This is a genomic window from Psychromonas sp. SR45-3, from assembly GCF_014163575.1.
Classification (GTDB): domain Bacteria; phylum Pseudomonadota; class Gammaproteobacteria; order Enterobacterales; family Psychromonadaceae; genus Psychromonas; species Psychromonas arctica.
In genome coordinates this window covers 39,050-65,706 of sequence record NZ_JACJDP010000019.1, presented here as the reverse complement: position 1 = coordinate 65,706, position 26,657 = coordinate 39,050, and the positions used below count along the sequence as shown (strand labels likewise).

Genomic DNA, 26,657 nt, shown 5'->3' with positions numbered 1-26,657 from the left:
AAGTACAGAGATTTAGCTCGCTATTCAAAATAAGTGAAACATAGCAAACGTTTGCTTACTTATTCATTAGGAGCGCTAACTTGTTACCAATGCAAAGTTTCATATACTATTGAAACAAAAATAAAATATAATTTTTTTAAAATCTCAAACATATATAATACTCAACATAACATCTTGTTTAATTGATTCTTTAGACTATTTTTACAGTTCTACAGATAACACTTAGTGATCACTAAAATCGTTAATATCGTTAATATCGTTAATATCGTTAATATCAATAAAAGTGCATAAATAATTTAATCATACTCAGCTAAAGCCATAGGGTGAAAATAAATGTTTAATAAGCATATAAAAAATGAGTTAAGCGATCATAAATTGATGCTTAAAACAGCCAACTCTATTGTAGATTCAATAAAGCACAGCGTAGCGACCATCGAATTCACCCCAAACGGCCAAATTATTGATGTTAACCCTTTGTTTTTAAATGTAACTGGCTACCAAAAAGAAGAAGTAATTGGTGAGCATCATTCTGTTATGTGCCTTCCTGAATATATAAAATCTGAACAATACACATCATTTTGGCAGTCACTTCGACAAGGTAATTCTAATAAAGGCACTTTCATGCGTAAGCATAAAGATGGCAATATAATTTGGTTAGAAGCGACCTACTTTCCTATTACAGAGGACGGAAAAGTAACTAAAGTAATGAAAATTGCAGCAGATGTCACTGAAAAGAAAATAGCTTCATTAGCTAAAGAAGCCGTATTTAACGCGCTTGATAAATCACAAGCAATTATAGAATTTACACCTGACGGTCATATTATTACTGCTAATAACAATTTTTTATCTGCCGTTCGTTATGACTTAAAAAGTATTCAAGGTAAACATCACCGTCTATTTTGTGAAGACTCATTTTACAAAGAAAACCCTACTTTTTGGGAAGATTTACAACAAAATAATTTTAAAAGTGGGCAATTTTTAAGAAAAGATGCGTACGGCAACGACCTATGGTTAGAAGCAACTTACAACCCTATTCTCGATGATAATAACCACGTAATTAAGGTCATAAAATTCGCCAGTGATATCACTCATAATATTGAACGTGAAGCATCCGTAAGAGAAGCATCAACCATCGCACATGATACCTCATTAGCGACTATGGAGATGATTGAGAAAGCATCAACGATGTTAACATCGTCAGTCAAAACCTCGGCAGATATTTCCGAACTCACTGACAAAGCCACTAAGCAGATTAACCTACTCAGTGAACAAGCTGATAATATTCAAGCAATTGTATCAACAATCAAAAGTATTGCAGATCAAACTAATTTGTTAGCATTAAATGCGGCTATTGAAGCCGCACGAGCAGGAGAACAAGGCCGTGGTTTTTCCGTCGTTGCAGATGAAGTCAGACAACTTGCGTCTAGAACAACAGAGTCAACGAAAGAAATATCAGATGTTGTGGCGAATAACCAAGGTGTCACTAAAAATGTTCAAGATGGTATTCATTCGGTTTCAGAGTTTGTTGAAAAAAATCGCGCACAGATAAGTGCAATGGAAGCAATAATGCATGATGTTCAAGCTGGTGCGCAAAAGGTATCTAAAGCGGTTGACGGATTGAGCAAAACTTAATTACTTATTTTACAGCCTCCCCTTTTAACCTTCTACTCAACTCTAAAACCTGCCCGCCTTATGGCTTGCAGGTTCTTGTTTGTTACATATTAATTTCTGAACCGGACAACTATCTTTATTAGCTAGATTCATAACCATAAGAATCAAACAGCAATAATTAAAATGTAATACGGAGACAGAACATGACAAGCGATTGTAGGCTTGATAATTGACCCTGTAAATAATTAGGAATCCGATTTTTTAACATCAACATACACTTTTATTTTCTGTCCTGGTTTAATCATTCTACTATTTTTAATATTATTCCAACGTACCAAATCAGCAGTTTTAACATTGAATTTATTAGCAATCCCGCCTAGAGAATCACCTGTTCGTACATGATAGGTAACATGGCGTATAATTTTTTTAGTGCCAGCAAAAGTATTAGTAGAAGGTGCTTTCCAAATCTTTAACGTTTGCCCCAAACGCAGTGTTTGCTTAACTTTTAAACCATTCCATTTAGCTATTTGCTGAGAGGTTACTTTATATCGACGACTGATATCCCAAAGTGTATCTCCTTCAATAACTTTATGAGTCACTTTTTTCTTAGTAAGTTGTTGTGTAGATTCTTGATCTTGCAAACGTTTAGCCTGCAAAGACAAATATTGTTGTTGCGAAGCACTAGCGATAGGAATTAACAGAGGTTGCCCAATTTTAATAAAAGAGCTATTTAAATCATTGATCTGTTTTAATACACTCGTCGTTGTATTATTCCTTTGTGCGATCATACTCAGGCTATCACCGGATTTAACACGGTAGCGATCCCAACGAATACGTTTATTTTTATCAACTTTAGCCAGTTTATTAGAAAACGATTTTGCCACAACACTTGGTAATAGTAATTTATGAGGCCCATCTGGTGAGGTCGCCCAGTGATTGAATGCTGGATTTAATAGTTGAACCTCTGCAAGGCTTAGCTCAGCCAATTCAGCAGCGTAGGAAAGATCGATTTGTGAACCAATATCAACATAAGTTAATGCTTGTTTATTAGGTATAAATGGTAAGTCTATATCGTACTTTTCATGGTTTCTAAGAATATCTACCAAGGCCAAAAATTTAGGCACATATTTTTCTGTTTCTTTAGGTAAATCTAAATTCCAATAATCAACCGGCATGCCTGCTTTTCTATTTTTTGCAATAGCACGTTCCACTCTACCTTCACCTGAATTATAAGCGGCAAAAGCATACAACCAATCATTACCTAAATAACGATGTAAAATTTGCATGTATCGCAAAGCACCGCGCGTCGAAGCATATACATCACGGCGCCCGTCATACCACCAATCCTGACGTAAGCCAAAACGCGCCCCGGAAATCGGCATAAATTGCCACAAACCAGAAGCGCCGGCATAGGAATATGCATAAGGGTCAAAAGTACTTTCAACAATCGGTAATAAAGCCAATTCGAATGGTAAATTGTTGGCTTCAATTTGTTCGACAATCAACCATAAAAATGGCTCAGCACGCTTTGAAACTTGTTTTAAATATTTAGGGTGGCGAAGATAATAATCACGTTGTATTGCTATTCGAGAGTTATCCGGCACTTCAAAATCAAAACCTTCCGCTAATTTAAGCCACAAATTATCATAATGCTTTTTTGATAGTTCCTCTGTTGCTTGGCTGCTTTCATTTTCAACAAGGTTAGTTAACCCTTCTTCATCATCTTGCTCTTCCAATTCGCTTCGTTCTTGATTGAAGATGGTTTCTTCTGGGAAATTGGCGGTTTGAAAAGAGGTACTTTGACAAGCGCTCAATAATAAAATAGTAAATAAAGAAAAAAATAGTTTCATAGTCGAGCCATTGATAAAAAGTAAACCAGATAGATACAAATGCAGTCGCACCTACTTTTAAATTGAGCCTATATTAGAATATAATAAACGATCAAAAGTTATCTTTGTAAATACGTAATGCTGCAAAGCATGGCAATCCAGCTTCAATAGGTTTTGCGAGTAAGTTTTGTAAATTATTAACTAATACTGTATCCGAAGTACGTAAAAAAGGATTAATCGCTTTCTCACACTTGATCGTAGTTGGAATAGAAGGCAGCCCCTGCTGACGTAATTTACTTACTTGTTTAATATAAGCGAGCAAATCATTGTTGGTTGGGTCGACCTGTAGAGCAAAGATAAGATTATTTTGAGTGTATTCATGAGCACAATATACTTTAGTATCATCATTCAACGTGCTTAAGCGCGATAAAGCGCTGTACATTTGTTGATGTGAGCCTTCAAATACACGGCCACAACCAGCAGAAAATAAAGTATCACCACAAAACAGCATTTGATCATTAAAATAAACGATATGGTCCAAAGTGTGCCCAGCGACTTGCCATACCTTAAAGGTTAACCTGTCATCAAAAAAACTCACTTCAGAGTCTTCATCTACTAAGTTGACTTGATTAAACAAAGGTTGCTTAGCAAACACTTTAATATTAGGGTTGTCTGATAATAAATCTTTGACGCCACCAATATGGTCATGGTGGTGATGAGTAATAATAATCGCTTCAATGACTAACTCTTGTGCAGCTAAAATTTCAAGTACAGGCGCGGCATCTCCTGGATCGACTACAACACAACGCTGGCTTTGACTATCTTTAATAAGCCAAATATAGTTATCATTAAATGCAGCAATAGTTAAAACACTAAACATAATTTTTCTCAACTTTAAAGTTTAGGAGTGGAGGCACATGAAAACAGCAAAAACATCACGCACCTTAACTCCAATTACGGACTGGTTACAGTTAAGTAATGGGCAACGTCTGCAAGCACAAACTCAAGACCTTGTTAAGGATGCTATTGCACATTGCTTTGGTTATCACTTATTAAAACTAGGGCATCTAAGTACACAATTAAAAACCGATAATTGCCCTATTCGCCATCAAATAAATTGCGCAGAGGATGGAGAAGATATTGGTTTACAAAGCGATTTACAACATTTACCTTTTCAAAACGCCACTATCGACCTGTGCATTTTAGTGCACGAATTAGATTTTTCGAGCGATCCCCACCAATTATTAAGAGAAATCGATCGCATCTTAACACTCGATGGCACCTTGATAATCAGTGGTTATAATCCCTACAGTTTTTTTGGCTGTCGAACATTATTAACCCCTAATGATCAACATACCGCGCGCCTTTTTTCACCTAACCGAGTTATCGACTGGTTACATCTTTTAGGGTTTGAAATAAAAGAAAAACAATACTTTGATTGTCTATTAGCACAGCCCAAAGGCCCTATCTTGGCTCATTTAGGAAACTTTGGACGCCGTTATTTACCCTTTTTCTGTAGCGTTTATTTCATGGTTGCTAAAAAACAAACAACACCAATGACGCCGATCAAATTAGGGTTTGAATTTAAACGACGAATTATTAATAATCAACCAGTTACTACCAAACAGTCCCACTCAAAAAACACTTAAACAGCTCTTTTTGAGCTATTAATCATGTTATTCGCAGTTGCAGTGTAGACTATTCTACATAACCTTCATCTTTTTGAGTTGGTTTGGCTTCTGCGGCTTCTCGTGCTAAATCGTCACAGCGTTCATTTTCAGGATGTCCTGAATGCCCTTTCACCCAATGCCACCTTACTGTATGTTTCTCTTGAGCGGCATCTAGCGCTTTCCATAAATCAACATTTTTTACCGGCGCTTTAGCTGCCGTTTTCCAACCACGTTTTTTCCAATTATGTATCCACTGTGTAATGCCTTGACGGACATATTGGCTATCTGTTGTTACATCAACCTCACAAACTTCAGTCAAACTTTCTAACCCTTTCACGCAGGCTAGCATCTCCATTCGATTATTAGTGGTTCTTGCATACCCCTCAGAGAGTTCGCGGCGATGCTCATTAAAGACTAAAATAGCACCATAACCTCCCGGGCCAGGATTACCAAGACATGAGCCATCGGTATAAAGTTGGATTTTTTTCATTATTACCATCACATAAATTTGTTAGACTAGTAAGCGAACATTCAGCTTAAACACGCAGCAACTATAAATAGAGATGCCTATGAACACAAGTAAACTCACCCGCCAAGTTGTACTGGATACAGAAACTACAGGTATGAACAAAGATGGTCTCATTTATGTGGGACATCGCATTATTGAGATTGGTTGTGTTGAGGTTATTAATCGTCGTTTAACCGGTCGCCACTACCACGTTTACATACAACCGGATATGTTAATTGATCCAGAAGCGATGGCAGTGCATGGTATTACCGATGAGTTTTTATATGATAAACCTCGCTTTGCTGACATCGCAGATGAATTCATTGACTTTATTAAAGGAGCGGACTTAGTTATCCATAATGCCCCCTTTGATGTTGGCTTTATGGATCAAGAGTTCCGTTTTTTAAATAAAAAGACACAACCTACTGAAGAAATAGCCACTGTAACCGATACATTAGAGATGGCTAAAAAGATGTTTCCTGGTAAGCGGAACAATCTTGATATTTTATGTGACCGTTATGGTATTGATAATAAGCACCGAGTATTACATGGCGCTTTATTAGATGCGGAAATATTAGCGGATGTTTATCTACTAATGTCAGGTGGCCAAAAAGACTTAAATTTAGCTAATAATGAGTCAGGTAAAAATGATACGGGTCGACGTTTACGTAAAAATTTATCACCTTTATCTGTTATTCATGCGAGCCAAGAAGAGTTAAAAGCGCATGAATCACGTTTGGATTTAGTACAAAAATCAGGGAGCTGCTTGTGGCGGTAATCAATAAAAGTTGGATTGTATTTTCATTATTAATGCTGGCTGTTGTCAGCTCTTTTGCACATACTATCTATGCGCCCAATGACATCCCCCTACTTGATAATCGATTTAGAATTGACCCGAATACTGAACAAGTAACAATCATCTTAAATCACCCTCAACAGCGGCAAAAAACAGTGTTAGTGCAACCCGATGGCAGTAAATTATTTGCGCGCCGACACCCTAAAGAAAGTGTTGCATGGTTCCATAATAACAACAAAGATATTATAACCATTCAAAATCCGATGCCTGGGCCATGGCAAGCTATTGCAATGCTAAATGGAAATAATAGAATTCAACTATTAAATCCTATCTCATTAAAGATCAATAAATTACCGCTTAAAGTTTATAATAGTGAATATCTAACATCCCATGTATCTTTGATTAAAGATGGGCAGATAATGACTAATAAAGATTATTTGAAATATGCCAAGTTAACGGTTTCTATTGTTAGCGATCAGAAAAAAGTAGTCTCATTATATAGAGATGATGGCCAATATTATGACTCATTTCCTTTTGACGGAGAGCTAACGACTGATTTTTTCATGGACTTAGATCCTGGCCGGTACTTGCTGAACATTAAAACTAAAAATAATATTTTTATTCGTAACGTTAACAAAGACATTGTTGTCTTTCCGCAGCCACTGACCTACAACATACAACAAGCTGCAGAGAATGCGAGTAGTGTAAAATTAACATTATTTGCAGATGAATCAGAAATAGTTCCTAGCTCAATTATCGTGGATGCAATGATTAGTCGTGTTGATAATGGACAAACACAACAATCTATCGTGAACTTCTCAGACCAAAAAGAAACAAGTAATACATTCGTGGTTGATTTCCCACTCACTTACGGCAGCCACACTTACAGTGGAAAAGTATTTGCAACCACTGTAGATGGTCGTGAAATCAACTTTAAACTGCCCGAAAAAAACTTTGAATTAATAGCTCCAGCACCTGAGATTCCAGAGGCAAGTTCCCTATTACCAATCACTTCAGCGGCCACAGCAACTATTTCAGGAGCAGAAGCGACGGGAGAAGCAGAGCAACCATTCCAATATCTATGGATAATAATAGCCTCATTTGCGTTATTAATTGTAATAGGGGTACTCGCTGTGATGTTTTTACTTAAAAGAAAACAAAAAAAGCTAGCTGCAGATAACGGATTATCATTAGATGAATTGATCATTGATGAACCGAAACAGGCTAAAAAATAAAATAAATCAGCTAAAAAACAAACGCTATGAGCATAAAATAAGCACTTAGACCAATTACCTTGTAAATATTATGTTTTTTTTGTTTTTCGTTATTGACTCAGTACCTGCAACTCCGTATTATCTGCGCCTCAACGGAGTTGCATATTATGTAACGTTGATTTTGCTGGAGTGGTAGTTCAGTTGGTTAGAATACCGGCCTGTCACGCCGGGGGTCGCGGGTTCGAGTCCCGTCCACTCCGCCAACAATTTTTTATAAATTCAGTTTTATAAATTTAGAGTTGGCAATACTATCTAGCAAAATCTAAAGTTGAACTGATGATTATCACGTGGAGTGGTAGTTCAGTTGGTTAGAATACCGGCCTGTCACGCCGGGGGTCGCGGGTTCGAGTCCCGTCCACTCCGCCAACTCATTTGCTTGCAAATGTAATAGATAATTGTCAAAAGCTTGAACTGTAATACTCCAGTGGAGTGGTAGTTCAGTTGGTTAGAATACCGGCCTGTCACGCCGGGGGTCGCGGGTTCGAGTCCCGTCCACTCCGCCAACAGTATTATATGAAAGCTAAATGGTTTATTTCACCATTATTAATTTATAAAGAAATAACTGTAACACACTCGTGGAGTGGTAGTTCAGTTGGTTAGAATACCGGCCTGTCACGCCGGGGGTCGCGGGTTCGAGTCCCGTCCACTCCGCCAACAGTGTGTTTAATCGAGATCACAACGATTTAAAATAAAGTGGTAAAACTGTTATACACTCGGAGGAGTGGTAGTTCAGTTGGTTAGAATACCGGCCTGTCACGCCGGGGGTCGCGGGTTCGAGTCCCGTCCACTCCGCCAACAGTGTATAAAAGTTACTTATCAGTATGTATCAATACAGTTATCCCCAAAAAACAATATCTTCAAATACTAAGTAGTTCAGTTGGTTGACTCTTTATTAGAACACGCGGCCTGTCTCGTCAGCGCTCTCGTATTCAAATCCCGTCCACTCCGCCAACAGTGTATAAAAGTTAATTCCTAAGAAAATATCAATTAAACTTCCCTGATTAAAATCCCTTAAAAAATAATATACATTCAAATGAATAGCAGTTCAGTTGGTTGACTCTTTATTAGAGCACGCGGCCTATCTCGTCAGAGCTCTCGCATTCAAATCCCGTCCACTCCGCCAACAGTGTATAAAAGTTAATTCCTAAGAAAATATCAATTAAACTTCCCTGATTAAAATCCCTTAAAAAATAATATACATTCAAATGAATAGCAGTTCAGTTGGTTGACTCTTTATTAGAGCACGCGGCCTGTCACGCCGGGGGTCGCGGGTTCGAGTCCCGTCCACTCCGCCAACAGTGTATAAAAGTTAATTCCTAAAAAAATATCAATTAAGCTTCCCTAATTAAAATCCCTTAAAAAATAATATACATTCAAATGAATAGCAGTTCAGTTGGTTGACTCTTTATTAGAGCACGCGGCCTATCTCGTCAAAGCTCTCGTATTTAAATCCCGTCCACTCCGCCAACAGTGTATAAAAGTTAACTCCTAAGAAAATATCAATTAAGCTTCCTTAATTAAAATCTCTTAAAAAAAAATATATACATTCAAATGAATAGCAGTTCAGTTGGTTGACTCTTTATTAGAGCCTTTACTTACAGGAAACCGCCTATCTCGTCAGAGCTCTCGCATTCAAATCCCGTCCACTCCGCCAACAGTGTATAAAAGTTAATTCCTAAAAAAATATCAATTAAGCTTCCCTAATTAAAATCCCTAAAAAATAATATACATTCAAATGAATAGTAGTTCAGTTGGTTGACTCTTTATTAGAGCCTTTACTTACAGGAAACCGCCTGTCTCGTCAAAGCTCTCGCATTTAAATCCCGTTCACTCCGCCAACAGTGTATAAAAGTTAATTCCTAAAAAAATATCAATTAAGCTTCCCTAATTAAAATCCCTTAAAAAATAATACTTTCAAATACTAGCAGTTGAGTTGATTGACTCTTTACTTACAGGAAACCGCCTATCTCGTCAGAGCTCAGGCATCCAAACTCCATCCACTCCACCAGCAATGGATAAAATTTTACTTTTTAAAAATATCTCAATGCTTGGATTTAATAAATGAATGCAATTAGTTAGGAGTACCCATAAAAAAAAGCGCCGAAGCGCTTGATAGGAATAATTGAAAAATAACGTCTATTTACGAAAAACTAAGGTCATCATTGCTTTTTGGCTCAAGTGTTAGACCACCACCTTTGTTACTGCTATCTTCTTCTAAATCTGCAATATTGCCTTTATCAAGTTTTAATTTAAGCGCTAAGTTGGTTGGTGAATCTGAATTTTTTATCGCTTCTTCTTCACTGATACGCCCTTCTTTCACTAAATCAAATAATGCGCTGTCAAAGGTTTGCATACCAAGCGATTTCGATTTTTCCATTACCTCCTTTAATAGCTCAAATTGACCACGTTTAATCATATCGCGAATGGTTAAGGTACCCATCATGACTTCTACTGCTGCACAACGCTTTCCATCGATGGTTTGGATCAAACGCTGTGAAACAAACGCTTTTAAGTTATTACCTAAATCATTTAATAGCTGAATACGTCTATCTTCAGAGAAAAAGTTAATAATACGGTCTATTGCTTGATTTGCATTATTCGCATGCAATGTTGAAATAACTAAATGCCCTGTTTCAGCAAAGGATAATGCATGTTCCATTGTTTCTTTATCACGTATTTCCCCTATTAAAATAACATCCGGTGCCTGACGTAAAGTATTTTTCAATGCAGCATGAAAACTTCGCGTATCAACTCCTACTTCTCTTTGATTAACAATGCTTTTTTTATGGCGATGTACAAACTCAACGGGATCTTCAATAGTAATAATATGCCCAGATGAGTTTTCATTTCGATGATCGATTAATGCGGCTAAAGACGTTGATTTACCCGACCCAGTCCCCCCTACAAATAAAGCTAAACCACGCTTCATCATAATGACTTCTTTAAGTACTTCAGGTAAACGCAGATCATCAAACTTGGGGATATCTAGTTTAATATTACGTGCAACGATAGAGATTTCATTGCGTTGTTTGAATATATTGATACGGAAACGACCAACACCACTTAAAGAGATAGCCAGATTCATCTCTAATGTCTGTTCAAATTCAGCTTTTTGTTCACTATCCATTATTTGGTAAGCGATTTCACTCACTTCACCTGGCTTTAAAGTAGTCTCTATCAGAGGAGTTAATTGCCCTTCAAACTTTCCAGAAGGTGGCGCCCCAGTAGCTAAGTACAGGTCTGAACCATCCCTACTTGCAAGTTCGTGTAACATTTTTTCAAATTCCATAACTTCTCTACTAACCTGTTAATTTTAAATTCCATTGATTATAGTCTTGAATTACATTTTTTTATTTATTTACTAAATATTCCACTTATTTTATCGCTCCATAAATAGCATTTATGGGAGCCGACCTCAGCAACACCTATAAGCCACTTTATATCAGTATAAAAAAGAAACTAAAATGTGAATTAAATGTTAATTAATGCGCATAAAAATTCACTTTTTATTTTTTAAAATTTTTCCTGAAGTAACTTATCTCCGTAAAGTCATACTAAATACTCATCTGCACTATGTGAACTTTAATCACAAAAACAATACTATAGATTCCTTATGTGATGAACTGCTCAATTTTCATTCGATAAAACATGATCTAGCTCTTTGTCTCAGCGTACTAAAATAATGAATTTAACATACTATTAACGCACGCTTATTTGATAAGGAAATTATTTTTTAAGTCGTTAGATAAGAGCTAAAAAAGTGAATGCTTATTTTTTGTTTGATTAATGTTTAAATTAAACACAAAAAAACTGTTTTCGCTTTTAAATCTCTTCTTCGTTAAGACCATTAAGGAGAATGACAGTGAGTTTTGAAGACGCAGAAAAAGCAAAGGGATATTGGAATGAAAATCTAAAACTAGTGATCAAATTATTGGCTATTTGGGCTTTTGTCTCATTTGGTTGCGGCGTATTACTCGTTGATATATTAAATCAATTCAGTTTTATGGGCTTTAAATTAGGATTTTGGTTCGCTCAACAAGGTTCAATTTATGTCTTTTTAATACTGATTTTTGTATATGTAAAAAAATCAAACACACTTGACAAAAAATATGGTGTTGACGAATAACAGGGAGTAATAAAGATGGATGTTCAAACATTAACCTATTTAGTGGTTGGGGTTACATTTGCCATGTACATAGGCATTGCAATTAAAACACGAGCGGGTTCAACAAAAGAGTTCTATGTAGCAGGCGGGGGTGTACCACCTATTTTGAATGGTATGGCAACAGCAGCAGACTGGATGTCAGCCGCTTCATTTATATCACTAGCAGGGATTGTTTCTTTCGTTGGTTATGACGGTAGTGTATACATCATGGGTTGGACAGGCGGTTATGTACTGTTGGCTCTATTGATGGTTCCTTACCTTCGTAAATTTGGTAAATTCACCGTGCCAGACTTCATTGGTGACCGTTACTATTCACAATCTGCACGTACCGTGGCCGTTATCTGTGCCATCTTCATCAGCTTTACCTATATTGCTGGTCAAATGCGTGGTGTAGGTGTTGTATTTTCTCGCTTCCTAGAAGTAGAAGTTGATACCGGTGTTTATATCGGCATGTGTGTGGTATTTTTCTATGCTGTTTTAGGTGGCATGAAAGGGATCACTTACACGCAAGTAGCGCAATATTGTGTGATGATTTTTGCTTTCATGGTACCTGCTGTTTTCCTTTCAATCATGATGACAGGCCATATTTTCCCTCAATTAGGATTCGGTGCAGAATTACTGGATGCAACGGGTAATAGTTCAGGTGTTTATTTAATGGATAAACTTGATGGTCTTTCTACAGACTTAGGGTTCTCAATGTATACCCAAGGCTCTAAAGACATGATTGATGTTCTATTTATTACCGGTGCATTGATGTTTGGTACTGCTGGTTTACCACACGTAATCGTACGCTTTTTCACCGTACCAAGAGTGAAAGATGCGCGTAGTTCTGCGGGTTGGACATTATTGTTTATCGCCATTATGTACACCACTATCCCTGCACTTGCCTCATTTTCTCGAGTAAACATGATCCAATCTATTAATGGTCCTGAAAGCCAAGGTGTACCTCATGCTGAAGCGCCAATGTGGATTGAGAACTGGGAAAAAACAGGTTTAATCAAATGGGAAGATAAGAACAATGACGGTAGAATGTTCTATTCAAATACAGAAACCAATGAAATGAATGTTGACCGCGACATCATCGTATTAGCAACTCCAGAGATGGCAAATTTACCTGCATGGGTTATTGCATTAATGGCTGCAGGTGGTCTAGCTGCTGCATTATCTACATCGGCAGGTCTATTGTTAGTTATTTCAACTTCTGTTTCTCATGATTTACTGAAAAAGAACTTAATGCCCAATATCTCCGATAAAAAGGAGTTAATGTATGCGCGAATGGCATCGGGTGCCGGCATCATCATGGCGGGTTACTTTGGTATTAACCCACCAGGATTTGTAGCCGCCGTGGTCGCCATTGCCTTTGGTCTCGCCGCTTCCTCTTTATTCCCAGCGATTACTATGGGCATTTTCTCTAGAAAAATGAATAAGGAAGGCGCTATCGCAGGTATGCTAGCAGGTTTATCATTTACAACTGCTTACATTGTTTATTTTAAATTTGTAAACCCAGCTGCGAATATGTCTGAAAATTGGTTGTTTGGTGTATCGCCAGAAGGCATTGGTATGTTAGGTATGGTAATTAACTTTGCCGTTGCCATTATAGTCTGCAAAATGACTACGCCAATTCCGCAAGAAGTGGTCGATATGGTCGAATCAATTCGTTTCCCTAAAGGAGCAGGCGAAGCACACGATCATTAAAATAAACTCTAATTTAAAAGCGCTTCGGCGCTTTTTTTAGATCTTTTAACCTCAAACATTTCCACAACTTATAGCTAGGTGCTTATGGATAACAGTGAGTTACAACCCATTTTTGACTTCATGCGCAAATTAGCCCCTTTTGATTCTTTACATGAACAAACGATAAAACAATGTTGCCAAGAATTAACTATCTCCTATTACAGCAAACAACAAAAGTTGGTCAACGTAGACAGTAATGAGCCGCAATTATATATTGTACGTAGTGGTGCATTTGAAGTAACCACTCAACAAGGAGAGCTCATTGATAGAGTCGCGGAAGGCGAATATTTTGGCTTTAGCGGTATGCTATCGGGCGAAAAAATCGTCAACCAAGTACATATTTTAGAGGATGCGCTGGTCTACCACCTTTCAGCTAAAATGTTTGATCAATTACGCGCTAATAGTCATTCATTCGACCGTTTTTTTAATCAAGCCTTTGCCAAACGATTACGCAACCAGGGATCATTACAACATAGCCATATCAGTACCGCCCGTATTACTCACATTATGTCCAGAGATCTCACCACCATCACTGCCGATGCCAGCATTCATGAAGCTGCACAGCTAATGTCTAAGAAACGTCTCTCCTCTCTGGTTGTTGTTAACCAAGATAAATTGTGCGGTATCTTAACCGATCGTGACTTACGCAATCGTGTCTTAGCAAAAGGACTCGGCGGTGACCTACTCGTTGAACAAATCATGACCAAAGAACCGACGATTATCGAACCAAATGCATTGATCTTTGAAGCGATGTTAAAAATGAGTGAAAATAATATTCATCATTTACCTGTGGTCGACCAAGAAAGACCAATCGCAATCATCACCAGTACAGACTTAATCCGCAGTCAAAGCTCTCAGCCATTATTGTTAATTGGTCAAATAGAACGTCAGAATAGCTTAGAAGCATTGATACAAGTTAGCCAAAAGATACCTGACTTATTACACAACCTAATTAGCAGTGATGCTAAGGCCATTGAAATAGGCCGTATTCTTACCTCTGTCACAGACTCATTAACACGTCGTTTAATCGTATTAAAACAAAAACAACTTGGCCCTGCTCCAATGGCATTCTGTTGGCTAGCATTTGGCTCACAGGGCCGCCAAGATCAAATGGCAGGATCAGATCAAGATAGTGCATTAATTTTAGAGAAAACGCCTTCTGAACAAGATAAATGTTACTTTAAGCAACTTTCTGAATTTGTTTGTAGTGCTTTGAATGAGTGTGGTTTTCCATTTTGCCCTGGCAATATCATGGCACAAAATCCACAGTGGCAATTAACACTGCAACAGTGGCAACAACAATTTTCAAAATGGGTCAATACGCCTCAACCCAGTGCATTATTAAACGCAACTATCTTCTTTGATATGCGCGGTATATATGGAGAGTTAAGTCTATTCACAACCCTACAAACAACGGTATTAAACAAGACTAAAGGAAATGACATATTTCTTGCTGCACTAAGTCAAAACGCACTGCAATCGACACCGCCATTAGGATTCTTCAGAAGTTTTGTAATTGAACGAGATGGTAGTGAAGTAAAAGGGATAGATTTAAAACATAAAGGCAATGCTTTAATCAATGACATCGTTAGAACCTATGCACTAGCAGCAGGTATAGAAGAAGTAAACACTAGCAAACGTCTAGAAAGTTTAATCGAAAAATCTAAAATAGATAAAGAAGTTGCAATGAATTTATTGGATGCTTGGGAATTTATTGCCCATAAACGCCTTACCAATCAAGGGCAGCAATTTAATAATACACAACCTGTTTCTAACTATATTTTACCCGATAGTCTGTCTTCATTAGTTCGTCATCAATTAAAGGATGCCTTTAAAGTGATTCATGAAGCACAAGGCACAATTAGGCTAAAATTCTTAAGGCAATTTTAATGTTTCAACGATGGTGGTTACAGTATCAATTAAAACGCTTGATTAAAAATAACAAGCTGAATGCCTTACAAGATCATTACCAATACTTATTAAGCCAACTAGATAGCCCCATTTCAGACATTAAACTATTAGCGTTAGATATTGAGATGACAGGCTTAGACAGCAAAAAAGATCAAATGGTGAGCATTGGGGTGATCCCTATCATTAATGCGAAGATCCAACCTAAACTTGCACAATATAAACTCATTAAAATACAAGGAACCGTCGGGCAAAGTGCTGTCATTCATGGTGTTTTAGATAGGCACCTTGATAATGCACTGCCATTACAAGAAGTGCTGCAATGGTTATTTGAGCAGTGCCAAGATAAAGTCATCGTAGCTCATTATGCGAGCTTGGATTTACAGTTTTTACAACAATCCTTAGTGGGTGCGGCAAAACAGTCTTTTGCGCTATTTGCTATTGATACATTGCTAATCGATAAAAAAAGAGAGCTACGTAAACATCAATCTTTAAACACCAGCAGCTTGCGTTTAAATGCCTGTAGAGAGCGCTATAATTTGCCTATCTATAATGCACATAACGCATTAACCGATGCTTTAGCTTGTGCTGAATTATTATTAGCGCAATTAAGTAAGATGGGGGGCATAGATAAAGTCACGCTACAGCAGTTATTGAACAGACATTAAAGCGCATTGACCTTTCATAAATGATATTAGAATTTTTTAATCAGATAAATTGCTGAATCTAGAAATTTTTGAATATTAGAAAATAATACCAATTCCGTTAATTTCATGATCAAATATTACGCAGAAAAAAGGAGCTAGTTTAAGGCAAAAGTTGCCGTAAATGGTTGTTCTATTTACAAATTTTTGACGCGAAAATAGTTCATTTTAACCTGTAAGATTGACCAGTTAGTTAGCGGAGTTGCTATCATTAAATACTAATAAAAAAGGCCTGCGTTGAGCAGACCTTTTTAGTAAACAAACTTTGCTTTATATTAACCAGCCCATGAGTCACGTAATGCAACCGTGCGATTAAACACTAACTTGTCAGCACTTGAGTCTTTATTATCAGCACAGAAGTAGCCTTCACGCTCAAATTGATAAGCAACCTCAGGTTGTGCTTCCACTAAGCTATTTTCCACAAATCCATGTTTAACCACTAATGATTCAGGATAAATAACAGCATGGATATCTTCTGCAGCCGCTGGATTCTCTACCGTAAATAAACGATCATAAATGCGGAACTCAGCAGGATGGTTTGATGTTGCACTTACCCAGTGAATAACCCCTTTTGGCTTACGTCCATCTTCAGGGTTTTTACCTAAAGTGGTTGGATCGTATGAACAAATAATCTCTGTAATTTCACCAGCATCATTTTTGATCACTTCTTCAGCTTTAATCATATAAGCATTACGTAAACGAACTTCTTTACCTAATACCAAACGCTTATATTTTTTATTTGCTTCTTCACGGAAATCAGCAGCATCAATATAAATTTCACGCGTAAAAGGAACAATACGTGTACCCATACTTTCATCTTTAGGATGAGCAGGTGCGACAAGTTGTTCAATCTTACCTTCTTCATAGTTTGAAATAGTCACTTTAATCGGGTCAAGGACTGCCATTGCACGTGCACCATTAGCTTCTAGGTTTTCACGTACACAAGCTTCTAAAGAGGCTAATTCAACGGTATTTTCTTGTTTTGTTACACCAATGCGTTTTGAAAATTCACGCAGTGAAGCAGCAGGATAACCACGACGACGCATACCAGAAATAGTTGGCATACGAGGGTCATCCCAACCTGTGACTATGTTTTCTTCGATCAATGCATTTAATTTACGCTTAGACGTTAATGTATATTGCAAGTTTAAACGTGAAAACTCTATTTGACGTGGCTTACACTCAATGCTGATATTCGCTAAAACCCAATCATATAATGGACGATGATCTTCAAACTCTAACGTACATAAACTGTGAGTAATCCCCTCAATCGCATCCGAAATACAGTGTGTAAAATCGTACATTGGGTAAATGCACCATTTATCACCAGTTTGATGGTGATGAGCAAAACGAATACGATAAATAACCGGATCACGCATTTTCATATTAGGCGAAGCCATATCGATTTTTGCACGTAACATCATAGAGCCTTCTGCAAACTCACCCGCTCGCATACGCTTGAATAAGTCTAGGCTTTCTTCAATAGGACGATCTCTAAATGGACTATCTTTACCAGGAGAAGTTAAGGTTCCGCGATATTCACGAGTTTGCTCTGCATTTAATTCACAAACATAGGCTTTATTATTTTCGATTAATTCTACGGCGTAATCAAAAAGTTGTTCAAAGTAATTAGATGAATAACGAACATCACCTTGCCATTCAAATCCTAACCAAGAGACGTCTTTTTCGATTGCAGCAACATAATCAGCATCTTCTTTAACTGGATTGGTATCATCAAAACGTAAGTTACAGGCAGCATTAGGATAGTCGCGCGCTAAACCAAAATTTAAACAGATAGATTTTGCATGACCAATATGTAAATAACCATTGGGCTCAGGCGGGAAACGCGTATGGATTGTCTGGTGTTTACCACTCTCAAGATCGTTTTCAATAATGGTGCGTATAAAATTACTTGGGCGTGCTTCCAGTTCAGACATTGTGACCTCTAAAATACATGATTCATAAAGAGGCAATCATCGTATATTCTAGCCCTAAGCTCAAGTGAAATAATGGTAAATGAAAGGTTCACGGTGATATATAGCTGTTCTCGTGATTTCACTAGGTCGATAGCGATTGTTAAAGGCAATAAATTAAGCGTCATAGCCTTTTCATTAATAAAAAAACCTACACGTTAGGTCGAAAAACAAGGTAATTTAAGAGGTAAAGCCGCAGAGGTGATACTTATTTTGGTCAAATTTTCAATTATAAAGCAGGTGTATTAATCAGTACAATAGAATCACTATTCGCTGTCATTTATAACTATCCCCCCTTTTTTAAAATAAAAAAATAGGCACTCAAAGAGTGCCTAGTTAAGTCATTTATTTATGCTTATTTTAATAATTTCATTCTATTAGCAATACTTTCAGCTTGCGGACCAATGATCACCTGAAGATTATTATCTCCTAGTTTCACAACACCCATTGCCCCTAACGCCTTCAGTTCTGATTCTTTTATGATGCTACGGTTTTTTAAGGTTAAGCGTAAACGAGTAATACAGGCATCAATCACTTCGATATTATCAGCGCCACCTAATGCAGCAACATAACTAGTGGCTAATTGGTCATTACCTTCAACAGCTTTAGTAGCGGTATTAACTACTTCCGTCTCGTTATCTTCGCGACCTGGTGTTTTAAGATTAAGTGTTTTAATTAATGTTAAAAATACAAAATAATAAATACCAAAGAAGACAACACCTTGAACTAACAGCATATACCATTGTTTAGCGAGTGGGTTTTGTGAAGAAAGTACCATATCCACTAAACCAGCAGAGAAGCCAAATCCAGCCATCCATTCCATATTAGCGGCAATAAATACTGAAACACCTGTTAATACTGCATGTACAACATACAATAACGGCGCTACAAACATAAATGAAAACTCTAAAGGCTCTGTCACACCAGTAAAGAATGAGGCTAATGCAGCAGCTAACATAATAGAAGCCACTTTTTGCTTATGCTCAGCTTTTGCCGTCGTATAAATTGCTAATGCAGCACCCGGCAAACCAAACATCATAATAGGGAAGAAACCCGCTTGGTACATACCAACAGTACCAATAGCTGTTTTACCTTCTGCGGCAAACTTAGTGATGGTTTCCTGGCCAGCTAAAAAGTTAGGGATATCATTAATGCCCGCTACGTCAAACCAAAATACTGAATTGAGTGCATGGTGCAAACCAACAGGAATTAATAGGCGGTTGAAAAAAGCGTAAATACCGGCACCTATATCGCCCATACCAGAAATGGTTTCTCCAAAATGCTGTAAGCCAGTAAAAATAAGTGGCCAAATAGCCATTAAAACAAATGACACCACAATCATTACCATTGAAACCACAATCGGCACTAAACGTCGGCCCGAGAAAAATGATAAAGCATTGTGTAGCTCAACCTCTGAAAATTTATTATATAATTCAGCAGATATAATACCGATTAAGATACCAACAAATTGATTTTCAATTCGTCCAAAAGAAGCATTAGCTGCTTCTCCAGTAATTTGCTCAACCGCACCTGGCGCAAGTAGTGTAGTAACCACTAACCAACCTACTAAACCAGATAACGCAGCAGCACCATCTTTATCTTTAGACATGCCATAAGCAACCCCCACCGCAAATAATAGCGCCATGTTGTCAATTACAGCTGCACCCGCTTTAATTAAAAAAGCCGCCAATTGAGAATCACCACCCCAGCCATTAGGATCAATCCAATAACCAATCCCCATTAAAATTGCTGCAGCGGGTAATACTGCCACTGGAACCATTAAGGCCCTGCCCACTTTTTGCATATATCCTAAAATATTCACTATTTTACTCTCCTTGAAACAGCGACTTAATTCGCATTGATTATTATGATTAGAACCTGTTGTTATCAAGTTGGTCCTATGGAACGCCTTTCATCAACATGTCTAGCCTATGACTCTAAAGAGTTTCTTAAAACGCGCAAATGCAATCCCCCTATTTTGTGATTCAAATCACTTATATTTGAACTAAAAAGTGAAAATAAGTGGCGTTAAACCCAAACTTAATTTACGATGAGAATTAAGTAGAGATATTCATTACCTGGAGATTAAAATGCGCTTGATTCCACTTAACAACTTATCCGATGTTGGTTTATGGTCCGCTCAATACATCGTTAATAAAATTAATAAGTTTAACCCCACTGCGGATCGCCCTTTTGTCTTAGGTTTGCCCACGGGTAGTACGCCGTTGGCAACTTATCAACACCTCATTGAGTTACATAAAGCAGGAAAGATCAGCTTTAAACACGTTGTCACTTTTAATATGGATGAATATGTTGGTTTGGAGCCTGCTCATCCTGAAAGTTACCATAGCTTTATGCATAATAATTTTTTTAACCATGTCGATATTCAGGCTCAAAATATCAATTTATTAAATGGCCTAGCTGAAGATCTGGGTGCAGAGTGTCAACGCTATGAAGATAAAATAAAAAGCTACGGTAAAATTAATCTATTCATGGGCGGCGTTGGCAGTGATGGCCATATTGCTTTTAATGAACCAGGTTCATCATTAGCATCACGTACTCGGGTTAAAACATTAACACCCGACACTCGTCTTGCTAACTCGCGTTTTTTCGATGGCGATATTAATAAAGTACCTAAGTTAGCGCTGACTATTGGCGTCGGTACATTATTAGACGCAGAAGAAGTATTAACACTTGTCACTGGCCACCATAAAGCGTTAGCATTGCAAACTGCTGTAGAAGGCAGCGTCAACCATCTCTGGACTGTTACCGCATTACAACTACATCAAAAAGCAATTATCGTATGTGATTCAGCATCAACGATGGAGCTTAAAGTTAAAACACTTAAGTACTTCACCGAACTAGAAGCAGAAAATATCCGCTTCCTATAATCACTTCACATCAGGTTTAACATAACAGATATTGCAGTTGGACCTGATTTATCACTTAGATTGAAACGCATCCGTTTATCTAATGAAGTATGCCCAAGGAGAGATTTATAATGTATGCACTTACCAATTGCACTATTTATACAACTCAATCAATTCTTATTGATCATGCAGTCGTTATTGAAGGTCAACAAATCAGCGCGATCATACCGATCAATGCATTAACCAATAATATTGATCGTATTGACTTACAGGGTCAAAACTTAACACCTGGATTTATTGATTTACAATTAAATGGCTGTGGTGGTGTTATGTTTAATGGTGCAGAAACAGAGCAAACACTAGCGACAATGCAAGCAGCTAATCTCAAATCAGGGACCACCAGCTACCTTCCAACTTTTATTACCGATACTGACCAAGGTATTAAAAAAGCACTGCATGTAACACGTGCATATATGCAAAAAAAGCCTAATGAAGTACTCGGATTACACCTCGAAGGCCCTTATATTAACGTGCAGAAAAAAGGTATTCATCGCCAGGAGTTTATTCGTCAGCCCGATCCTGAAATGATTGATTTGATCTGTGCAAATAGTGATGTCGTTAGTCAAATAACCATCGCACCGGAAAAAACGCCGAACGCATTTATTGAACAGCTAGCCAATGCAGGAATTGTGGTTTCTTTAGGGCACAGCAATGGCACTTATCAACAGGCCACTGCGGCGATTCGACACGGCGCCTCTTCTGCCACGCATCTATTTAATGCAATGACATCTATTAGCGGACGAGAGCCCGGCGTAGTAGGTGCAATTTACGATAATAATATCTACGCAGGCATTATCGTCGATGGTTTTCATGTAGCTTACGAAAATGTACGTTTATCAAAAAGAATCATGGGTGATAAATTAATACTAGTGACCGATGCAACTGCGCCTGCGGGATCTGATATTAGTGAATTTGATTTTGTAGGCACCACTGTTTATTACCAACAGGGAAAGTGTGTTGGCAAAGATGGTACCTTAGGAGGCTCCGCTGTGACCTTAATAGAGTCAATTGAACAATGTGTAAAATTTGTAGGCATTAGTTTAGAAGAAGCGATTCGTATGGCAACCATTTATCCTGCGAAAGCGATTTCTGTAGATAATAAACTAGGCAGTATTGAAGTGGGTAAAATTGCCAACTTAGCTATTTTTAACAATGATTATAAAGTCACCGGCACCGTCGTTAACGGTAATTATAAAGCAACTGAATAACAACACTTTAATACAACATTCAATAGGCGAGCACCAACTACGTGCTCGAATGTCGATACTGGCTCCACATAACAATTATTGGGTCAAAAGGCATACTTTTTAAAGTTAATGTCTTTTGTTTAAACCTCATCTTTGACCTAAAAAAATCTGCTATCATTGCGTCGAGATAAACACCACGGTAGGTATTCACTTAATGAACACAGTCAATCACGATACGATGCAAACAACCATAGCTAATATCGAACAAATAAAGCAGTTAAATAGTGCCATCATTTATAAAATCATTGAGCAATACGCACCTATTTCTCGCGTTAAAACAGCAAAGATAAGTAGATTAGCACCCGCGAGTGTGACTAAAATAACGCGTCAACTAATTGAAAATGGATTGATTGCAGAAGTTGAATTACAAGCATCTACGGGCGGACGAAGAGCCATCTCTTTAGCGCCAAATTCTGATGCCGTAAATGTGATTGCCATTAAGTTGGGCCAAAAATTATTGTCGATCGTGCATTATAATTTATCTGGCATTAACTTAATGAGTAAACAGATAGCTATTCCTAAGGTTGAGAGCAGTGATTTGTTAATTGAATTTCTGATCGCTGAAATTGCAAAGTTTATGACTCAGCCGCCGTTAATTAATGAAAAAATATCTGCTATTTCCATTACCCTTTCTGGCTTGGTTGATCCTAAAAAAGGCATCGTGGTTTATACGCCAACTTATCCTTTAAATGATTACCCTTTAGTTAATAAAATTGAAAGTACGTTTAATATTCCTACCTTTATTGGCAACCATACTCGCTGCCTTGCATTGGCTGAAAATTACTTTGGTGCCACCAAAAACACGCAAGATTCAGTGTTGATCAGTGTTCATCACGGCGTTGGTTCAGGAGTTATTATCGAAAATAAAGAACTACTAGGTAAAAGCTGTAATATCGGAGAAATAGGTCATATCCAAACCAACCCCACAGGTAAACGCTGTCATTGTGGCAATATTGGTTGTTTAGAAACAGAGGTCAGCGATCTGGTGATTTACGATAAAGTTAAAGCAGCGATCAATGCTGGCAGTGATTGTGTATTGGATGTGAATAGCATGAACATTGATGATATTTATCTAGCAGCAGCAAGTGGTGATAAATTATGTTATGCAATCACGCAACAGGCAGCCAACTATTTGGGTAAAAATATTGCCATATTAGTGAATCTATTAAGCCCAGAAAAAATAGTGATCACAGGTAAAATAATACAAGCAGGTGAGGTATTATTTTCTACCATTGAAGATTGCATTAAACAACAAACACTGCCTAATTTTCATGATCAACTGATCGTCACTTCAACTGAATTAAAGCCTGATTTAAGCATTGCCGCTTTTGCTTTAATTAAACAGGCGATTTATGAGGGTGATTTATTACAAAGGATCAAAGTTTAACTATTTTCTTCGTATAAAAAGCTTAACTGCCTGATTCACATAAAATATTTAGCTGCCCCTGCAAATAAAAAGGCCAACGATATTAATCATTGGCCTTTGTCATTTTGCTTACCGTCATTGTACTTTCACAGTGCTGTATCATTAAGTATGAATTAGCTTAGTAAAAACAGTGACAGCACGCTATTGTTGCACAAATACTATTTTCCCGTCTTCAACATCAGCCAATATATTACTACCCGTGGTTAACTCTCCCGATAATATTTTCTGTGCTAATGCATTCTCTAACAACTGTTGCACCGCTCTTTTTAACGGACGAGCACCATAGGCAGGGTCATATCCAGCGCTAACCAAAAATTCAATCGATGCATCATTAAACGTTAGATGGTAATCCCTTGCTTTAAGGCGTGTCTGTAATGCATGTAATTGAATCGTTGCAATCGATTTAATGTGTTTTTCACTTAATGGGTGGAACACTACTGTTTCATCAATACGGTTCAAAAACTCTGGTTTGAATTGTTTCGCTAACACACCCAATAACGTGTTTTTAACTTCGTCATAGGAAGCGCGAGGAAACGCCTCTTGAATTATTTCAGAACCTATATTAGAGGTCATGATGATCACTGTATTACGAAAATCAACGGTTCTCCCTTGCCCATCTGTTAATCGTCCATCATCTAATACCTGTAATAGAATATTAAAAACGTCAGGATGTGCTTTCTCTATTTCATCCAATAAAATAACAGAATAAGGTTTACGGCGTACCGCTTCCGTTAAGTAACCACCCTCTTCATAACCCACATAACCTGGAGGAGCACCAACCAAACGAGAGACAGAATGTTTCTCCATAAACTCCGACATATCAATACGTACCATGTTATCGACACTATCAAACAAGAAGTTCGCTAATGCTTTACATGATTCCGTTTTACCCACACCGGTAGGGCCTAAGAATAAGAAAGAACCAATTGGACGGTCAGGATCACTTAACCCAGCACGGCTACGTCTAATTGCATTTGCAATAGCATCAATTGCTTCATTTTGCCCAACCACTTGAGAATGAAGATGTTTTTCCATTTTTAATAATTTATCTCGCTCGCCCTCTAACATTTTAGACACAGGGATCCCGGTCCAATGCGATAGGATATCCGCAATTTCATTCTCTGTGACAGAGTGTTTTAACAACGTCATCTCTTGCATTTCAGCTTGAGATGCTAAATCTAATTGTTTTTCTAAATCTGGAATACGCCCATATTGAAGTTCAGACATACGTGTTAAATCAGCCGCGCGGCTAGCGACTTCTAGATCCATACGCGCTTGCTCTAAAGCTTGTTTTATATTTTGTGTACCAGATAGCGCCGCTTTTTCTGTTTTCCACACTTCATCTAAAGATTTATATTCTTTGCCTTTAATTCTTAAAGTTTGCTCAATATCATTTAACCGTTTTACACTGGCTTCATCGGTAGCGTTCTGCAGTGATTTTTGCTCTACGGTTAGTTGAATAATTTTACGCCCTAATTTATCTAAACTTTCAGGTTTAGAGTCCATTTGCAAGCGAATACTCGACGCAGCTTCATCAATTAAATCAATAGCTTTATCGGGTAATTGGCGATCAGAAATATAACGATGTGATAACGTCGCCGCAGCCACAATCGCAGGGTCGGTTATTTCAACTTGATGATGTAATTCGTAACGCTCTTTTAAACCACGTAGTATCGCAATCGTATCTTCAACTGTTGGTTCGTCAACTTGTACTTTCTGAAAGCGGCGCTCTAATGCCGCATCTTTTTCAATATACTGACGGTACTCATTTAATGTAGTCGCGCCTACGCAGTGTAACTCTCCACGTGCTAACGCAGGCTTAAGCATATTACTCGCATCCATTGCGCCATCGCCTTTACCAGCGCCTACCATAGTGTGCAATTCATCAATAAATAAGATGATTTGCCCCTCTTCTTTGTTTAGCTCCGCTAACACTGCTTTTAAACGCTCTTCAAACTCACCTCGGTATTTGGCACCGGCAATCAATGACCCCATATCCAATGATAAAACACGTTTATTTTTCAAACCTTCCGGTACTTCTCCGTTCACAATACGCTGTGCTAAACCTTCCACAATAGCCGTTTTACCGACACCTGGTTCACCGATGATCACGGGGTTATTTTTAGTTCTGCGCTGTAGCACTTGTACCATGCGACGTACTTCATCATCACGCCCAATCACTGGGTCAAGTTTACCTGCCGCCGCACGTTCGGTTAAATCGATAGTATATTTGTCTAGGGCTTGTTCAGGGCCGTCACCATTAACATCAGTAACAGTTTGACCTTGACGGATTTTCTTTAAAGAACTTTCAACTTTGCTTTTTGTTAAGCCAAGTTTATTTAACACTTTTCCTAGTTCGCCTTTATCTTCACAAACTGCGACTAAGAATATTTCCGATGAAATAAATTTATCTTTTGCTTTTTGCGCATACTTATCACATAAATTAAAGGTAATACCCAACTGATTAGAGAGCTGTATTTCCCCTCCAATACCAGATACTTTAGGCATTCTATCTAACATGGCAGATAGCTGTGAACGCATTAGGTTAATGTTAATTTCAAGATCAGACAAAATACCGCGGATTGCGCCACCGTCTTGATTGAGCATTGCTAACAAGACATGTGTCGCTTCGATGTATTGATGATCACGGCCTAAAGCAATAGATTGGGCATCGGATAATGCCAATTGAAATTTGCTAGTTAATTTATCTAAACGCATGATGATTCTCCTGAAATGTTTACCTATAAAAGATGGGGGTAAAGAGAATAATTTCAAGGTGGTAAAAGCAAAATAATGAACAAAAAAGAATATATTTATAAATTAAATATTAGGAAACTAATGATAAGCGTATTAATGCTAAGAATAGGTTAGTAAATTTAGGG

Annotated in this window: 18 protein-coding genes and 5 tRNA genes; 16 read left to right on the top strand and 7 right to left on the bottom strand. The window is 37.7% G+C overall.

Going from position 1 to position 26,657, the window contains the following annotated elements:
- Nucleotides 1-333 precede the first annotated feature (333 nt).
- A complete protein-coding gene (locus H5084_RS19960) occupies nt 334-1,632 on the top strand; it encodes a methyl-accepting chemotaxis protein (RefSeq protein WP_182690558.1) in 1,299 nt (432 codons plus the stop codon).
- Between the two features lie 224 nt (nt 1,633-1,856).
- On the opposite strand, the gene H5084_RS11585 is transcribed toward H5084_RS19960, so the two are convergent.
- Complete coding sequence (locus H5084_RS11585) at nt 1,857-3,461, bottom strand: LysM peptidoglycan-binding domain-containing protein (RefSeq protein ID WP_182690557.1); 1,605 nt, start codon at nt 3,459-3,461, stop codon at nt 1,857-1,859.
- A 91-nt stretch (nt 3,462-3,552) separates the two neighbouring features.
- Nucleotides 3,553-4,320, bottom strand: a complete 768-nt coding sequence (gloB, locus tag H5084_RS11580; RefSeq protein WP_182690556.1) for a hydroxyacylglutathione hydrolase — start codon at nt 4,318-4,320, stop codon at nt 3,553-3,555.
- Between the two features lie 37 nt (nt 4,321-4,357).
- Between gloB and H5084_RS11575 the strand changes: the two genes are divergently transcribed.
- Nucleotides 4,358-5,089 (top strand): methyltransferase domain-containing protein, encoded by a 732-nt coding sequence (locus tag H5084_RS11575; protein ID WP_182690555.1) that lies wholly within the window; start codon nt 4,358-4,360, stop codon nt 5,087-5,089.
- A 49-nt stretch (nt 5,090-5,138) separates the two neighbouring features.
- On the opposite strand, the gene rnhA is transcribed toward H5084_RS11575, so the two are convergent.
- Nucleotides 5,139-5,600 (bottom strand): ribonuclease HI, encoded by a 462-nt coding sequence (gene rnhA, locus H5084_RS11570; RefSeq protein WP_028867338.1) that lies wholly within the window; start codon nt 5,598-5,600, stop codon nt 5,139-5,141.
- A gap of 79 nt (nt 5,601-5,679) precedes the next feature.
- On the opposite strand from rnhA, the gene dnaQ reads away from it, so the two are divergent.
- From dnaQ to H5084_RS11535, 7 genes are all read left to right on the top strand, one after another.
- Nucleotides 5,680-6,396: a DNA polymerase III subunit epsilon gene (gene dnaQ / locus H5084_RS11565; protein ID WP_182690554.1), complete on the top strand. Its 717-nt coding sequence runs from the start codon at nt 5,680-5,682 to the stop codon at nt 6,394-6,396.
- The gene (locus H5084_RS11560; protein ID WP_182690553.1) at nt 6,387-7,649 is read left to right on the top strand and encodes a hypothetical protein; all 1,263 of its coding nucleotides are present in this window, start codon (nt 6,387-6,389) and stop codon (nt 7,647-7,649) included. The genes dnaQ and H5084_RS11560 overlap by 10 nt, the downstream gene beginning before the upstream one ends.
- 165 nt (nt 7,650-7,814) lie before the next feature.
- Nucleotides 7,815-7,891 (top strand) — tRNA-Asp (locus H5084_RS11555).
- Nucleotides 7,892-7,977: 86 nt separating this feature from the next.
- A tRNA-Asp gene (locus H5084_RS11550) sits at nt 7,978-8,054 on the top strand.
- Between the two features lie 60 nt (nt 8,055-8,114).
- A tRNA-Asp gene (locus tag H5084_RS11545) sits at nt 8,115-8,191 on the top strand.
- Between the two features lie 74 nt (nt 8,192-8,265).
- Nucleotides 8,266-8,342 (top strand) — tRNA-Asp (locus tag H5084_RS11540).
- Between the two features lie 64 nt (nt 8,343-8,406).
- Nucleotides 8,407-8,483 (top strand) — tRNA-Asp (locus tag H5084_RS11535).
- 1,345 nt (nt 8,484-9,828) lie between these two features.
- Here the strand turns inward: H5084_RS11535 and H5084_RS11530 are convergent.
- Nucleotides 9,829-10,977: a PilT/PilU family type 4a pilus ATPase gene (locus H5084_RS11530; RefSeq protein WP_182690552.1), complete on the bottom strand. Its 1,149-nt coding sequence runs from the start codon at nt 10,975-10,977 to the stop codon at nt 9,829-9,831.
- A 573-nt stretch (nt 10,978-11,550) separates the two neighbouring features.
- Between H5084_RS11530 and H5084_RS11525 the strand changes: the two genes are divergently transcribed.
- From H5084_RS11525 to H5084_RS11510, 4 genes are all read left to right on the top strand, one after another.
- On the top strand, nt 11,551-11,814 hold the full coding sequence (locus tag H5084_RS11525; RefSeq protein WP_028867334.1) for a DUF4212 domain-containing protein: 264 nt from the start codon (nt 11,551-11,553) through the stop codon (nt 11,812-11,814).
- Between the two features lie 15 nt (nt 11,815-11,829).
- Complete coding sequence (locus H5084_RS11520) at nt 11,830-13,548, top strand: sodium:solute symporter family protein (protein ID WP_182690551.1); 1,719 nt, start codon at nt 11,830-11,832, stop codon at nt 13,546-13,548.
- An 84-nt stretch (nt 13,549-13,632) separates the two neighbouring features.
- Nucleotides 13,633-15,477 (top strand): DUF294 nucleotidyltransferase-like domain-containing protein, encoded by a 1,845-nt coding sequence (locus H5084_RS11515; protein WP_182690550.1) that lies wholly within the window; start codon nt 13,633-13,635, stop codon nt 15,475-15,477.
- Nucleotides 15,477-16,163 (top strand): exonuclease domain-containing protein, encoded by a 687-nt coding sequence (locus H5084_RS11510; protein ID WP_182690549.1) that lies wholly within the window; start codon nt 15,477-15,479, stop codon nt 16,161-16,163. The genes H5084_RS11515 and H5084_RS11510 overlap by 1 nt, the downstream gene beginning before the upstream one ends.
- 311 nt (nt 16,164-16,474) lie before the next feature.
- Here the strand turns inward: H5084_RS11510 and glnS are convergent, their stop codons facing one another.
- Both glnS and nagE read right to left on the bottom strand, forming a co-directional pair.
- A complete protein-coding gene (gene glnS, locus H5084_RS11505; protein WP_182690548.1) occupies nt 16,475-18,136 on the bottom strand; it encodes a glutamine--tRNA ligase in 1,662 nt (553 codons plus the stop codon).
- 391 nt (nt 18,137-18,527) lie between these two features.
- Complete coding sequence (nagE, locus tag H5084_RS11500) at nt 18,528-19,994, bottom strand: N-acetylglucosamine-specific PTS transporter subunit IIBC (protein ID WP_182690547.1); 1,467 nt, start codon at nt 19,992-19,994, stop codon at nt 18,528-18,530.
- 268 nt (nt 19,995-20,262) lie between these two features.
- Here nagE and nagB point away from each other — a divergent pair, with 268 nt between their 5' ends.
- The 3 genes from nagB to H5084_RS11485 all read left to right on the top strand — a co-directional run bounded on the left by nagB (nt 20,263) and on the right by H5084_RS11485 (nt 23,736).
- On the top strand, nt 20,263-21,063 hold the full coding sequence (nagB, locus tag H5084_RS11495; RefSeq protein ID WP_182690546.1) for a glucosamine-6-phosphate deaminase: 801 nt from the start codon (nt 20,263-20,265) through the stop codon (nt 21,061-21,063).
- 110 nt (nt 21,064-21,173) lie between these two features.
- Entirely contained in the window at nt 21,174-22,310 is a 1,137-nt protein-coding gene (gene nagA, locus H5084_RS11490) for an N-acetylglucosamine-6-phosphate deacetylase (protein WP_182690545.1), read from the top strand.
- A 193-nt stretch (nt 22,311-22,503) separates the two neighbouring features.
- Nucleotides 22,504-23,736, top strand: a complete 1,233-nt coding sequence (locus H5084_RS11485; protein WP_259396779.1) for an ROK family protein — start codon at nt 22,504-22,506, stop codon at nt 23,734-23,736.
- A gap of 180 nt (nt 23,737-23,916) precedes the next feature.
- Here the strand turns inward: H5084_RS11485 and clpB are convergent, their stop codons facing one another.
- Complete coding sequence (gene clpB / locus H5084_RS11480; RefSeq protein ID WP_182690544.1) at nt 23,917-26,493, bottom strand: ATP-dependent chaperone ClpB; 2,577 nt, start codon at nt 26,491-26,493, stop codon at nt 23,917-23,919.
- Nucleotides 26,494-26,657 lie beyond the last annotated feature (164 nt).